Below are 13,589 nucleotides of genomic sequence, written 5' to 3' on the forward strand. Positions count from 1 at the left end.
AAGAGTTCATATCGACGGCGGTGTTTGGCACCTCGATGTCGGCTCATCTCATCCTGGGGCTGAAGTAGGTCCCAAGGGTATGGCTGTTCGCCATTTAAAGTGGTACGCGAGCTGGGTTTAGAACGTCGTGAGACAGTTCGGTCCCTATCTGCCGTGGGCGTTGGAGAATTGGTTGGGGCTGCTCCTAGTACGAGAGGACCGGAGTGGACGCACCACTGGTGTTCCGGTTGTGTCGCCAGACGCATTGCCGGGTAGCTAAGTGCGGAAGAGATAAGTGCTGAAAGCATCTAAGCACGAAACTTGCCTTAAGATGAGTTCTCCCTGTCTTTAAGACAGTAAGGGTTGTTTAAGACTAAGACGTAGATAGGTCTGGTGTGTAAGCGGTGCGAGCCGTTGAGCTAACAGATACTAATTGCCCGAGAGGCTTAACTATACAACGCTCAAGGGTTTTTGAGGTTGTAAGACTAAAATAAAAAGACTCAGAGATGAAGAAGAAAGTTTTGAAGTGAATCAGCTTGTTTGGTTGTGAGCACTAGAGATAGTGAGAGCAGAGAGAAAAGTTACCCGGACGCGGGGCGCCGGGAGCAGGCCGCTGACCCTGCTGCTGCGGGGCGGGCGCCGGGGCCGGAGCCGCGGAAGCCGCTGCGGGAGCGGGGGTTTCAGCCACGGGGGGCTTGGGGGCGGGACCCGGCTTGACGGCCGGGCCCGGGCGCACGGCCGGAGCCGGAGCGGCGGCCGCGGGAGCGGCCTGCTCGGCGGCCGGAGCCTGCGGCGCCGCCGGAGCGGGAGCCGGTGCGGCCGGAGCCGGAGCGGACGGACGGGGGGCGCCGGGACGGGGTCCCGAGCTCGCGCCGGGGGTCGGACGGGGGCCGGACGGACGCGGGGCGTCGCCGGGCTTGGCGGCCGGCTTTGCGGCGCCGTTGGCGGGGGCGCTCTTGGGTGCGAGCGACTCACGCAGGCGACGAGCGACGGGGGCCTCCACCGTCGACGACGCGGACTTCACGAACTCGCCCTGCTCCTTGAGCTTCGCGAGTAGTTCCTTGCTCGTGACACCGAGTTCTTTGGCCAACTCGTGCACGCGGGCCTTGCCTGCCACTGCTCTCCTCACTGAGAGGTCGAGCGCGGCAACCCTTTTGGACAAAGGGCGGGCCCGCACGACCTCAGATTATTTCCGATGGTCGATCATCGTTGGTGCTTCACGGTGTGCTCATGAGTGCTCGTGCCTGTTCTCTACGTAATGCTCCAGGGCTGAGATATCCAGATGTCCGGACACTCGTAGTGCTCTGCCGAATGCTCGGCGCCGAACTGCGTTGTTCAGACAAGCCGAAAGGGGGTGCAGCCAGGCACCCCTCCCGGGCAGTCTACGCCGAGGATCGGGAACAACCGTGGTTTCGGTCGCCACGACTCGCAGCAGATCGGCGGCCAGCTCGCGTTTGCGACATCCGACGCAGGTCCGCACGGGTGCGGACGAGGAGGAAGCCGAAGACTCGGGCTGAGCCTGCGTCCACTCTACCGCTGTCATGTCCCGATCTCCGCATCCGTCCCCGTGGGAAGTTACCAACATGTCATCCGTGGGGTCTGTTTCTTTTTCCGATCCGGCCCGGCGCTGGGCCGGACCGGGATCAAGATCGGCGTCTCGCCACGATCAAGATCGATGCGCTTCCGAGCGCACCGAACCGGCCACGTCCGGGGCCGCATCACTGCGAATGTCGATTCGCCAGCCCGTGAGCCGGGCAGCGAGGCGGGCGTTCTGGCCCTCCTTGCCGATCGCCAGCGAGAGCTGGAAGTCGGGCACGACGACCCGCGCCGCACGTGCGTCGGGGTCCACGATCGTGACAGAGACAACTTTCGAGGGGGACAGCGCATTCCCCACGAAGGTCGCCGGATCCTCGGCGTAGTCGATGATGTCGATCTTCTCGCCCGCCAGCTCGCTCATGACGTTGCGCACGCGCTGACCCATCGGGCCGATGCACGCGCCCTTGGCGTTGACGCCCTGCACGGTCGAGCGCACGGCGATCTTGGAGCGATGTCCGGCCTCGCGGGCCACGGCGGTGATCTCGACCGACCCGTCGGCGATCTCGGGAACCTCGAGGGCGAACAGTCTGCGCACCAGGTTCGGATGCGTGCGCGAGAGGGTGATCTGCGGTCCACGCGGCCCGCGCGAGACACCGACCACGTAACACTTGATGCGATCACCGTGCTCGTAGGTCTCGCCCGGCACCTGCTCGGCCGGCGGGATGACGCCCTCGGCGCCGTGCGCCTCGCTGCCGATGCGGACCACGATCGTGCCGCGCGCGTTCATGCGGGCATCACGCTGGACCACGCCGCCGACGATGTCGCCCTCGTGGGTGGCGAAGTCACCGAAGGACTTCTCGTTCTCCGCGTCGCGCAGACGCTGCAGCACGACCTGGCGCGCGGTGGTCGCGGCGATGCGGCCGAAACCCTCGGGGGTGTCGTCCCATTCGGAGATGAGGTTGCCGTCGGCGTCGACCTCGCGGGCCATCACGCGCACGACACCGGTCTTCTGGTTGATGTCGATGCGGGCGCTGGCCTGATGGCCGTCGGTGTGCCGGTAGGCGGTCAGCAGCGCGGACTCGATCGCGGAGATCACTGTCTCCATCGAGATCCCCTTGTCGGCGACTATCGCGCGCAGGGCTTCGATTTCGATGTTCATTCCACGATCCCTTCGGTCGGTGAATCGGATGCAGCTTCTACGTCTTGTTCGTCTTCGGAGCCGTCGCCGTCTTCGGCGTCGTCCCCGTCTTCGGTGTCGTCACCGTCACCGGATAGGTCCCGCGCCTCGGCGCCGGGCTGCGGACGGCCGGGCGCGACGCCCCCGGCCAGTTCCAGTTCGGCCGCGCCCGGCGGCGCGAACTCCACCTGGACGACGGCGAATTCGATATCGGCCAGCGGCACGCTCACCCGATGGGGTTTGCGTTTGCCGCCCAGCACCAGGGCCACCTCGGTCTCGGTGGCGGCGCCGACGCGGGCTTCGAACCGGGCCTTGCCCTTCTCCTCCGGGGATTGCACACCGGAGCGGAGGGTGAGTTTCACCTTGCGGCCGCGAGCGCGCTGCCAGTGCCGTAGCTCGGTGAGGGGTCGTTCGACGCCGGGGGTGGTGACCTCCAGCAGGTACGGGGTCTCGCCGAAATCACCGGCGGCGTCCAGGGCTTCGGAGATTTCCGAACTCAGCACGGCAACGGCGTCCAGGGGAGCGGCTTCGTCGCTGTCCACCGTCACCTTCACCTTGGCGTGCGCGGTACCGGCAGCCGAAATCGCAACGCCTTCGAGGTCGAATCCTCGGCGTTCGACGAGCACAGCAACTAGCTGGCTCACCCTTTCCTCGGACGGCATCGGCATGTGGGGCGGCTCCTGGTTCAGTTGTGACGGTTTGAGTTGTGTCTGGCAGTGGGGCGGAAACGCTGAATAACCGCACCGAAGGTCTAGCGTAACGCGCGGAAAGAGTGTAAAGGACCAGCCGATCGTGGCGACTTCGGCATGGTTTGCGCTACCGGCATCGCGGCGTGTCCGTGTCGCGGGTGCGACAACGGCGGCGACGCGCCCGTACCGGGGACATATCGATCGAGATCACAGCCTATCGGACGGCCGGGGTGCGGTGAGCACGCCGGAACGACTGGCACCATGTATCCGTGCCCAGCAGTCAGAGCGGCCCTATGGCCGGTGTCACACGCGCGCCCCTACCCGTATCTCCGCTCGATCGCCGCTCGGCAGCCACCCTGGACCGCCGGGCGGCGCTGCGCCTGGCCGGCGGCGGGACACTGCTGGTGACCGTGCTCGGGGCCGGTACCGCGTGCACCCGCGACGAGGCCCCCGCACTGCCGGATCCGCTTCTGGCACAGGAGGAGTCGGCACGCAAGGACGCGGCCGCGGCGACCGCCGCCATCGCCGTCGCACCCGATCGCGCGGGGGCGTTGCAGGTCATCGCCACCCAGCGCACCGCGCACGCCGATGCGCTGCGGGCCGAAATCGACCGCGTGGTGGGCGTTTACGGCGACGGCACGGTGCCGAGTCAGCGCAGCGCGCCGATTTCGGCGGCCCCGCCCGCGGCCCCGCCGTCGGTCGCGCAGGTGCAGGCCGCGCTCACGGGTGCGCAGCGCTCGAGCGGCGAACTGGCGGTGCAGCTGTCGGGGTATCGGGCCGGGCTGCTGGCCTCGATCAGCGCCGCGTGCGCCACGCACGCCGGGGTGCTGCTCGCGTGAGCCGGCCCGGCGGGCGGCCGAGAACGCGGGCCGCACATCAGCAGACGGAACATGGCGGGCGGTTGCGCACCGGACCGCGGTACATCATTCGGGCGGGGAGGAACACGCTATGAGCGGGGCGGATTCGAAGGCGCTGACGGACGCGCTGAGCGCGGAGTACGCGGCGGTGTTCGCGTACGGGGTGATCGCGGCCTATGCCAATCCGGATCGGGAGCGGCTGGTGGCGGAGTACACCGCCGCGCACCGCGCGCGCCGGGACTCGACGATCGACGCGCTGAAGGGCCTGGGCGGCACGGTGCCCGCGCCGGCGGCCGCGTATACGAGCCCGGTCCCGGTGGACGATCCGATTCCGGCGGCCAAGCTGGCGGTCGTGGTGGAGACCGATACCGCGACCGCGTGGCGGGCGGCGGCCGAGGCGGCGTCGGCGCCGGAGGTGCGGCGCACCGCGGTGGAGGCGCTCACCGAATGCGCGCTGCGGTTGGCGACCTGGCAGTCGATTCTGGGCGTGAATCCGGCGACGACAGCGTTCCCGGGGCAGCCGTGAGGTAAGTCGAACGAACTCGATTCCCGGCCCGCACACCCGAATCGGTGTGCGGGCCGAGTCATTTCCCGCACACCGATCCTGAACGCGTCACGAATTGCGAGTAAGGTCGCACCGGCGCGGTCCGATGTATTTTCCTGCCGCGCAATCAATTTCCGGTGGGAGTCGAGGAGAGATTGTGGCGGTCGATGCGGCCCGGGAAGAAAAAGCACTGCACGCGGTGACGAATCGCCTGGTGGAACGCTATGTCGAGGTGCATACGACGGAGCAGGTCGAGGCCGTTGTCGGCGCGGCGCGGCAGCGTTTCGACGGGCATGCGGTGCGGGAATTCGTACCGATTCTGGTGGAGCGCATGGCACGCCGGGAACTGGAACCGGACGACGCGAAAGCCGATCCGGAACAGGCGGATACGGAATTGACTACGGCAATTCCATTGGCAGACAATTCGAATTCAGCGCGTAGTCATCTATTCGACACCTTGGACCTCTCGGTGTTGCGGCGGCGTTCGGTATTGCTCGGCGCGGGCGCGATGGTGACGGTTGTCGCCGTCGCGGCCTTCGCCGTGGTGCGCGAGCCGGATCCGGCGCCGGTGGCTCCCGCCGCCGCGCCGCTCGCCACCGTGCGCGGCGTGGTCGGGTCGGAGAAGGTCGCGTACTTCGAGGATCCGCGGGTGGCCGAGGTGCTGGCCCGCAACGGGATCCGCGTCGAGGTCGATCCGGCCGGTTCCCGGCAGATCGCCACCTCGGTGGATCTGGCCGGCTACGACTTCGCCTTCCCGTCCAGCGCGGCGGCGGCCGAGCGCATCCAGCGCGGGCGCGGCGTGAGCGCCAAGTACACCCCGTTCTCCTCCCCCATGGCCATCGCCACCTTCGCGCCGATCGTGGACCTGTTGACCGCCGCCGGCATCGTGACGCCCGGTGCGGCGCCGGTTTTCGACGCGGAGAAGTTCCTGGCGCTGGCCGAGCGCGGGGTGCAGTGGGATCAGCTCGACGGCAACACCGTCTACCCGGTCCGCAAGAACGTGCTGGTCGGCACGACCGACCCGCGCACCTCGAACTCCGCGGCCATGTACCTGGCGGTCACCGCCTACGTGGCCAACGACAACACCATCGTGCGCGGCGCGACCGCCGAGGCCCACGCCCTGTCCCGGGTCTCGCGCCTGTTCACCCGCCAGGGCTACACCGAGAACACCTCGGACGGCCCGTTCAAGGAGTACCTGGCCGCGGGCATGGGCCCGACCCCGATGGTCTGGATCTACGAATCCCAGTACGTGGCGGCCGCGGTGAACAACCAGCTGAAGCCCGGCATGGTGCTGATGTACCCCTCCCCCACCGTGCTCTCCCAGCACACCGTGATCCCCCTGAACGACGGCGGCGACCGCCTGGGCAAGCTCCTCGCCACCGATCCGGACCTCCAGCGCCTGGCCGCCGACCACGGCTTCCGCCCCAATGATCCGGCCCTGTTCACGAAAGTCGCCGCCGACCACAAGGTTCCGGTGAACCCCACCCTGATCGACGTCGTCGACCCGCCCGACTACGACACCCTCGAACACCTGCTGGACGGGGTCGCGAGGGCCTACAACTAGCCGGTCGACCCCGGCCGGTCAGCCCACCACGCCGACACCTCGCCATACAGATCGAGCCGCGCACGGTTTGTGCGCGGCTCGATCGTTCGTGCGACGGACCGTGTCAGCCGCGGACCTTCGCGATGATCGAGGCCACGGCGGTCTCGGCGGGGAACTCCTCGCTTTCGCCGGTGAAGCGGTCGCGGAGCTCGAGCTTGCCTTCGGACCAGCCGCGGCCGATGACCACGACCAGGGGCATGCCCAGGAGCTCGGCGTCCTTGAACTTCACGCCCGGGGAGGCCTTGCGGTCGTCGAACAGGACGTCCAGGCCGGCGGCGTTCAGTTCGGCGACAACCTTTTCCGCGCCCTCGCGAGCGGTCTCGTCCTTGTTGGCGATGACCACGTGCACGTCGTAGGGCGCGATCTCCTTCGGCCAGCGCAGGCCCTTGTCGTCGTGCTGCTGCTCGGCGACCACGGCCATCATGCGGGAGATGCCGACGCCGTAGGAGCCCATGGTCAGGCGGACCGGCTTGCCGTTCTCGCCGAGCACGTCGACGTCGAAGGCGTCGGTGTACTTGCGGCCGAGCTGGAAGATGTGGCCGATCTCGATGCCGCGCGCGGACTCGAGCACGCCCTTGCCGTCGGGCGAGGGATCGCCGTCGCGGACGTCGGCGGCCTCGATGGTGCCGTCGGCGGTGAAGTCGCGGCCCGCGACCAGGTTCACGTAGTGCTTACCGGCTTCGTCGGCGCCGGTGATCCAGGCGGTGCCCGAGACCACGCGGGGATCGAGCAGGTAGCGAACGCCGTTGGCCAGCAGCGCCTTCGGGCCGATGTAGCCCTTGACCAGGAAGGGGTTGGCCTTGAAGTCCTCGTCGCCGAGCAGTTCCACGGCGGCGGGCTCGACCGAGGCTTCCAGGCGCTTCTCGTCGACCTCGCGGTCGCCGGGCAGGCCGATGCCCAGGATCTCGGACTTGCCGTCCGGGTAGCGCAGCTTGACGATGACGTTCTTCAGGGTGTCCGCGGCGGTGACGGGACGGCCCAGCCGGTCGGCGACGCCGTTGGCGTTGGCCCACTCCACCAGTTTCGCGATGGTCGCGGTGTCCGGGGTCTCGTGAACGACGGCCTCGGCCAAGCCTTCCAGGGGGATCTCGGCGGGAACGGCGGTGACCACGGCCTCCACGTTGGCCGCGTACCCGGACTCGCGGCTGATGACGTAGGTGTCCTCGCCGACGGGGCTGTTGGCCAGGAACTCCTCGGACGCCGAACCGCCCATGGCGCCGGAGGTGGCGGCCACGATCACGTACGAGACGTTCAGGCGGTCGAAGATCTTCTGGTACGCGCCGCGGTGCGCCTGGTAGCTGGCGCTGAGGCCCTCGTCGTCGAGATCGAAGGAGTACGAGTCCTTCATGATGAACTCGCGCCCGCGCAGGATGCCCGCGCGGGGTCGCGCCTCGTCGCGGTACTTGGTCTGGATCTGGTAGAGCGTGACCGGCAGATCCTTGTAGGAGTTGTACTCGCCCTTGACCGTCAGCGCGAAGAGCTCTTCGTGGGTGGGCCCGAGCAGGTAGTCCGCGCCCTTGCGGTCCTTGAGGCGGAACAGCGCGTCGCCGTACTCGGTCCAGCGATTGGTCGCCTCGTACGGTTCGCGCGGCAGCAGCGCCGGCAGCGAGATCTCCTGGGCGCCGATGGCGTCCATTTCCTCCCGGACCACGTTCTCGATCTTGCGCAGCGTGCGCAGGCCGAGCGGCAGCCACGAGTAGATGCCCGGCGCCAGGCGGCGCACGTATCCGGCGCGGACCAGCAGCTTGTGGCTGGGCACCTCGGCGTCGGCGGGGTCATCGCGCAGCGTGCGCAGGAACAGATGCGAGAGACGGGTGATCACGGATCCACAGAGTAGCCGCTGCACACGCGATGCTCACAAGGCATTACCGTGTTGGCTCGTGCTGGTGCTGCTGCCTCCCTCCGAAACCAAGTCCGACGGTGGCTCGGGCGATCCACTGAACCTGGACTCCCTCGCGATGCCGCAGCTCACCGCGGTCCGCGACAAGCTGGTCACCGAACTGAGCCAACTGGCCGCCGATCCCGACGCCTCGCGCTCGGCGCTCGGCCTGGGCAAGGGGGCCGACGCGGAGATCGCGCGCAACGCCGCGCTGCGGTCCTCCCCCACCCGCGCCGCGCTCGACCGCTACACCGGCGTCCTCTACGACGCCCTCGACGCCGCGTCGCTGACCAGAACCCAGCGCGCCAAGGCCGACGCGCGCCTGGCCATCGGATCCGCGCTGTTCGGCGTGGTGCGCGCGGGCGATCCCATTCCGGCGTACCGGCTTTCGGGCGGATCGAAGCTGCCCGGCCTGCCCACGCTGCAGTCGCTGTGGAAGCAGGTGCTGCCCGAGGCGCTGCGCGCGGAGACCGACGGGGAGCTGACCGTGGATCTGCGCTCGGGCACCTATCAGAATCTGGGCCGCATCCCGGGCGCGGTGACCGCCACCGTGCTCACCGAGCGGCCCGACGGCAGCCGAACCGTGGTGAGCCACTTCAACAAACATCACAAGGGCCTGCTCGCCCGCGCGCTGGTGCTGACCCGTACCGAGCCCGCCGATATCAACGGCCTGGCCCGGGTGGCGGAGAAGTTCGGCCTGCGCATCGAAATCGCTTCCCCCACCGAACTTCTGGTGCTCGCCTAGCGTCGTGTGACGTAGGCCGGCGCTGGAATCCCGCCGTCCTGCCGGCCCACCGCCCGCCGGTATCCGCGCGCGCCGCGGCCCGACCGCACGGGCTCGGGCAGCCTGCTACCGGCCGGAAGCTATCGGACAGCACCACAGGCGAATCCGGTTCCGGTTATGGTGGCGCACAGTGGGAGATGGGAGATTGCCGTGCCATTCGTGAGTTCCGCCGGGGCGAAAGTTCATTACACCGACACCGAGGCCGACGGCCCGGTCCTGGTGCTCAGCCACGGATTCTTTCTCGATGAGGAGATGTTCGCGCGTCAAGGGGCCGGGCTCGCACCGGATTACCGGGTGATCGCCGTCGACGCGCGCGGGCACGGGCTGACCGAGGACTACCGGGATCCGTTCACGTATTGGGATCTGGCCGAGGACGTCTGGGCCGTGCTCGACGAACTCGGCATCGACGAGGTGGTCGCGGGCGGCATGTCCCAGGGCGGATACACCGCCCTGCGGATGGCGCTGCAACAGCCGGCCCGGGTCCGCGCGCTGGTGCTGATGGGCACCTCGGCCGAGCCCTACGACGCCGCCGAGCGCGAGCGCTATCGCGGGATCATGCGGGCCTGGATGGAGTCCGCGCCGTTCCATCCGCTGGCCGCCATGATCGCCAAGACCATGATCGGCGGCACCCCGGCCGAGCAGCAGCTCTGGATCACCAAGTGGTGCAACGCCGATCGGAGCCGACTACGACTGGCCGCGGACTGCCTGATCGAACGGGATTCGGTGGCCGCGGCGATCGGCGACCTGAGCTGCCCGGCGCTGCTGGTGCGCGGAGAGCACGATCAGGCCGAGAGCCACGCGGACATGACCGCGCTCGCGGCCCAGCTCGGCGGCCCGGCACGGTTGCACACCGTGGCGGGGGCGACGCACGGCGCGAACATCACCCATGCGGCGCAGGTGAATTCGCTGCTGCGCGAGTTCCTGGACGCGCTGCCCGCCTGAGCGGCGAAAGGTGTTGCCCGGCAGGTCCGGACAACACCTCGCGACCGGAACTACTCCGCGGCCAGGGTGGCCGACGCCTGCGCGTGGCTGGGCAGCACGCAGACCGCGTCCAGGCCGAGCACGTGGTTCAGGCGGCCGAAGGCCAGCCACGAGCCCAGGCACATCGACAGCTCGGTGACCTCGGCCTGGGTGTAGTGCGCGAACATGCGCTCCCACCAGGCGTCGTCGAGACCGTGGTGATCGAGGGCGTAGCGCTCGGCGTACTCGGCGGCCAAACGGGTGCGCTCGTCGAAGGATTCGGCGGTGCGCCAGTTGGTGACCTCGTCGGCGAAGGACTCGTCGACCTTCTCGCCGTTGCGGTCGGTGCGCCAGTCCAGGCAGAACAGGCAGCCGTTGATCTGCGCGATGCGCAGCCGGGCGGCCTCGAACTCGGGCAGGCCGAGCGTGGTGTGCTCGTAGACCGCGAGCGAGAACGCGGCCGCGGCGACGCCGATGCCGGGGACCATTTCGCCCCAGACGTAGCCGATGGGGTCCTTGCCTTCGGGAATGTCGATGATCACGGCTGGTTCCTTCCGAGTGTGCCGTTGCGCAGGGGGATGTCCAGCGCGTCGTAGAGGCCGGGTTCGGCGGCGGCGAGCCATTCGATAGCGCCCACCAATCTGCCTACGGCCGTGGCGTTTCCGCCCGCGGAGTGGTTTCCGCCCTCGTCGGTGGCCTGAATGGTGACCTCGATGCGGGGGCTGCCCTCGATGATCACCCGGTGCGCGCCCGCGCCGCTGTGCGGGATGGGCCAGTCGGGGGCGCAGGTGGCGTGGATGCGGGTGACGTGCTCGATGACGATGCGCGGGCGGCCGTCGACGATGCCCTGCACCTCGAAGCGCACCGCGCCCTGTCCGCCGGCCTCGAAATCGCCCATCAGCTCCGTGGTCACGGTCTGTTCGAGCGGGCGGCGTTCCACGACCTCGCGGACCTCTTCGATCTCGACGCCGAGGCCACGGGCGATGAGCCGAATCTGCCCGCCCCACACCATGGTCGGGATGCCGGGCGCGAGCATGGGCGGCTCGTACTCCAGGGGCTGGCCCATGCCGACGAGCCAGCGCACCGAATCGGGCTGGTCGTAGGTGGTGTAGTCGAAGATCTCCTGGCAGCGGATGACGTCGACGGTGTGGCCGAGCCCGCTGATCAGCAGCGGCAGTACGTCGTTGCCCCAGCCCGGATCGATGCCGCTGACGAAGAGCGAGCCGCCGCCCTCAGCCACCGCGGCGAGCACCTGCTCGCGCAGTTCGGGGGGCGCGTTGCGCTGGTCGTACAGGGCGTAGAGCGAGGGGGTCACCACGACCGCACCGGCGCGGATCGCGCGCGCGATGTCGGCGAGGGCGTCATCGGGGCGGATCTCGCCGGAGCCGGCGTAGACCAGCGCCCGCGGTCCGGCGGCCAGGACCGCGTCGATGTCGTTGGTCGCGGCCACACCCAGTTCGGTGTCGAGGCCGGCCAGGGCGCCGGCGTCCCGGCCGACCTTGTCGGGGTTGTTGACCAGAACGTCGGTGAGCTTCAGTCCGGGATGGGCCGCGACAGCACGAATGGCGGCCCGGCCCACATTGCCGGTGCCCCAGACCACGGTGGGAATCATGGCCGCAATGTAGCAAGCGCTTGGTTGCTAAGTGGGTAGAACGAGATGTTCAGTTTCGGACTACATCGAACCGAAACGCTGGTCCAGCATGTGCGCCCAGTTGACCTGGTCCAACGTGTGATAGTCGACGCGTATCACGTCGTAGACATCGCGACCCTCGTGCAGCCAGCCGCCCTTCTTGTCCGCCTCGATGATCACGTCGAGGTTGTGCTCACGGGCCACGAAGGTGACCTCGATCTGCTTCAGGTGCGGATGGCGCGGCGACCCGAGGAACTCGATCTCCTGGTAGAACGGCAGCTCCTGCTGGATGCCGCTGAGCCCGCCCCATTCGCAATCGGCGGAGTGCAGGTGGAAGCCGAGCTGTTCGATGGCGGCCAGAATGTGGTGCTGGGCGGGCAGCGCGCCCACCCCGAGCGGATCGCTGTCCCCGGCGTCGACCGCGCCGGAGATCTCGACGATCGTGCGCACCGCGACCTGCGCGCCGGGCAGATGGCGGCCGTTGTAGAAGGTGATCGGGGTTTCCAGGGGCGTGTACAGGCCGAACGGAATGTCGTAGAGCGCCTTGGGCTCGAGCCGGATCGGGCCGTGCACCGGGGTCAGGTGGAAACCGCGCAGGCCGCTGGTCTCCTCCTCGGTGTGCTCGAATTCCACCCGGGTCACGAACTCCAGGGCCACCCGCGAGATGTCCTGGGCGACGCTGCCGCCGCGCAGCCGGACCACCCCGTGCACGGTGCCGCCGGGCTGGACGCCGGGGGTGTGCAGTTCGGTTTCGACCTCGGCGCCGCCTACTCCGGCCGCCGCCAACAACTTCTTGAACATGGGAACAGTCTGTCCGGTGATCGGCCCGAGCGATTCCAGGATGGGCGAGCCTGTGTTCCAATTCATCCCGACTAGTTCTCGGGAGGTAATCGCTATGGACCACACCGCGTTGGAAGAGATCCGCCAGCTCAAGTACCGGTATCTCCGCACGCTGGATCTGAAGGAGTGGGACGGGTTCGGCGCGACGCTGAGCACGGACGTGATCGGCTCGTACGGCTCGCCCTCGGGCGGTCAGCCGCTCGAATTCACCGGTCGCGAGGCACTGGTCGACTACATGCGCACGGCGCTGGGCGGCAACATCATCACCGTGCACGTGGCCAACCATCCGGAGATCGAGGTGACCGGCGAAACCGCAAGGGCCAGTTGGTGTCTGGAGGACACCGTGATCGTTCCTGACTTCCAGATCACGATTCGCGGCGCGGCGTACTACCACGACACCTACGTGCGCGAGGACGGTCGCTGGGTGATCGCCAGCACCGGGTATCAGCGGATCTACGAGACCCGCACCTCGACCGCGGATCAGCCCGGATACCTCATCACCGCCAATCGCTGGGCGCCGACCGAAGTCTCCTAGCCGCCCGCCGGTTTCCCGGCCCGCACGCTCACGCATCCGCCAGGCCCGCGTCCCGATTCCACATCGGGGCGCGGGCTTTCGCGCGCACCGGGCCGCAACAGCGCGTTCGGTCGCGTGTAAACGCTGTCGGTGTCCTGCGCGATAGTTGTTCGTACCGGTCAGACGGTCTTGATCGGTAGTACTTCAGTTCACTTCCAAGCAAGGACATTTCATGCGCAAGATCCTGTTGGGCACCGCCGGCCTCACCTTCGCCGCCCTCGCCACCGTGCTCCCCGCCGCCCCGGCGCAGGCGTACACCTACTGGGGCGCCATCGCGGTTTCCAGCAACGGCGACCTCGGCTGGTCGTGGAACTACGACTCCGAGGCCGCGGCCAGCCGGGCCGCCGAGGAGAAGTGCGGTTTCAGCGATTGCTCGACGGTCACTTCGTTCACCGGCTGCGGCGCGGTGGCCTTCTCCGAGGTCATGAACAAGTACACCGGCGGCTACGGCGCGACCCGGGTCGAGGCGGAGAACGGCGCGCGCTGGTACAGCGATTCGGTGCTGGTGCACGACGCCGTCTGCAACGAGTGAGCTGA

The 13,589-nt window shown here is 68.3% G+C and carries 14 protein-coding genes, 1 rRNA gene and 1 pseudogene; 8 read left to right on the top strand and 8 right to left on the bottom strand.

Going from position 1 to position 13,589, the window contains the following annotated elements; genetic code table 11:
* Positions 1-433: ribosomal RNA gene (locus ABZ319_RS25190) — 23S ribosomal RNA — on the top strand; the annotation flags it as partial.
* Positions 434-670: 237 nt separating this feature from the next.
* Here the strand turns inward: ABZ319_RS25190 and ABZ319_RS25195 are convergent.
* From ABZ319_RS25195 to rimP, 4 genes and pseudogenes are all read right to left on the bottom strand, one after another.
* Positions 671-1,096, bottom strand: a pseudogene (locus tag ABZ319_RS25195) (translation initiation factor IF-2 N-terminal domain-containing protein); the annotation flags it as partial.
* A gap of 111 nt (positions 1,097-1,207) precedes the next feature.
* Positions 1,208-1,522, bottom strand: coding sequence for a YlxR family protein (locus ABZ319_RS25200; RefSeq protein WP_354988944.1), 315 nt, complete (start codon positions 1,520-1,522; stop codon positions 1,208-1,210).
* Positions 1,523-1,645: 123 nt separating this feature from the next.
* Positions 1,646-2,674, bottom strand: coding sequence for a transcription termination factor NusA (nusA, locus tag ABZ319_RS25205; protein WP_354988945.1), 1,029 nt, complete (start codon positions 2,672-2,674; stop codon positions 1,646-1,648).
* A complete protein-coding gene (gene rimP / locus ABZ319_RS25210; RefSeq protein WP_354988946.1) occupies positions 2,671-3,360 on the bottom strand; it encodes a ribosome maturation factor RimP in 690 nt (229 codons plus the stop codon). Before rimP ends, nusA begins: the two co-directional genes overlap by 4 nt.
* A gap of 314 nt (positions 3,361-3,674) precedes the next feature.
* Here rimP and ABZ319_RS25215 point away from each other — a divergent pair, with 314 nt between their 5' ends.
* The 3 genes from ABZ319_RS25215 (at position 3,675) to ABZ319_RS25225 (ending at position 6,346) form a co-directional block, all read left to right on the top strand.
* Positions 3,675-4,220: a hypothetical protein gene (locus ABZ319_RS25215; protein ID WP_354988947.1), complete on the top strand. Its 546-nt coding sequence runs from the start codon at positions 3,675-3,677 to the stop codon at positions 4,218-4,220.
* A gap of 109 nt (positions 4,221-4,329) precedes the next feature.
* The gene (locus ABZ319_RS25220) at positions 4,330-4,764 is read left to right on the top strand and encodes a ferritin-like domain-containing protein (RefSeq protein WP_354988948.1); all 435 of its coding nucleotides are present in this window, start codon (positions 4,330-4,332) and stop codon (positions 4,762-4,764) included.
* A 175-nt stretch (positions 4,765-4,939) separates the two neighbouring features.
* Positions 4,940-6,346, top strand: coding sequence for a three-helix bundle dimerization domain-containing protein (locus ABZ319_RS25225; RefSeq protein ID WP_354988949.1), 1,407 nt, complete (start codon positions 4,940-4,942; stop codon positions 6,344-6,346).
* Positions 6,347-6,449: 103 nt separating this feature from the next.
* On the opposite strand, the gene ABZ319_RS25230 is transcribed toward ABZ319_RS25225, so the two are convergent.
* A complete protein-coding gene (locus tag ABZ319_RS25230) occupies positions 6,450-8,207 on the bottom strand; it encodes a proline--tRNA ligase (protein WP_354988950.1) in 1,758 nt (585 codons plus the stop codon).
* 58 nt (positions 8,208-8,265) lie between these two features.
* On the opposite strand from ABZ319_RS25230, the gene yaaA reads away from it, so the two are divergent.
* Complete coding sequence (gene yaaA, locus ABZ319_RS25235) at positions 8,266-9,009, top strand: peroxide stress protein YaaA (RefSeq protein ID WP_354988951.1); 744 nt, start codon at positions 8,266-8,268, stop codon at positions 9,007-9,009.
* A gap of 189 nt (positions 9,010-9,198) precedes the next feature.
* The gene (locus ABZ319_RS25240) at positions 9,199-9,990 is read left to right on the top strand and encodes an alpha/beta hydrolase (RefSeq protein WP_354988952.1); all 792 of its coding nucleotides are present in this window, start codon (positions 9,199-9,201) and stop codon (positions 9,988-9,990) included.
* Between the two features lie 50 nt (positions 9,991-10,040).
* Here the strand turns inward: ABZ319_RS25240 and ABZ319_RS25245 are convergent, their stop codons facing one another.
* Genes ABZ319_RS25245 through ABZ319_RS25255 form a run of 3 tightly spaced genes read right to left on the bottom strand, consistent with a single transcriptional unit; the run spans position 10,041 to position 12,439 of the window.
* The gene (locus tag ABZ319_RS25245; RefSeq protein WP_354988953.1) at positions 10,041-10,550 is read right to left on the bottom strand and encodes a carboxymuconolactone decarboxylase family protein; all 510 of its coding nucleotides are present in this window, start codon (positions 10,548-10,550) and stop codon (positions 10,041-10,043) included.
* Positions 10,547-11,620 carry a dihydrodipicolinate reductase gene (locus tag ABZ319_RS25250; RefSeq protein ID WP_354988954.1) on the bottom strand — a complete coding sequence of 358 codons (1,074 nt, stop codon included), beginning with the start codon at positions 11,618-11,620 and terminating at the stop codon, positions 10,547-10,549. The genes ABZ319_RS25245 and ABZ319_RS25250 overlap by 4 nt, the downstream gene beginning before the upstream one ends.
* A 60-nt stretch (positions 11,621-11,680) precedes the next feature.
* A complete protein-coding gene (locus tag ABZ319_RS25255; RefSeq protein WP_354988955.1) occupies positions 11,681-12,439 on the bottom strand; it encodes a sporulation protein in 759 nt (252 codons plus the stop codon).
* A gap of 94 nt (positions 12,440-12,533) precedes the next feature.
* Here ABZ319_RS25255 and ABZ319_RS25260 point away from each other — a divergent pair, with 94 nt between their 5' ends.
* Together ABZ319_RS25260 and ABZ319_RS25265 are read left to right on the top strand one after the other, a co-directional pair.
* The gene (locus ABZ319_RS25260; protein ID WP_354988956.1) at positions 12,534-13,013 is read left to right on the top strand and encodes a nuclear transport factor 2 family protein; all 480 of its coding nucleotides are present in this window, start codon (positions 12,534-12,536) and stop codon (positions 13,011-13,013) included.
* A gap of 211 nt (positions 13,014-13,224) precedes the next feature.
* Entirely contained in the window at positions 13,225-13,584 is a 360-nt protein-coding gene (locus tag ABZ319_RS25265; RefSeq protein ID WP_354988957.1) for a DUF4189 domain-containing protein, read from the top strand.
* Positions 13,585-13,589 lie beyond the last annotated feature (5 nt).

It is taken from the genome of Nocardia sp. NPDC005978 (assembly GCF_040614455.1).
Taxonomy (GTDB): domain Bacteria; phylum Actinomycetota; class Actinomycetes; order Mycobacteriales; family Mycobacteriaceae; genus Nocardia.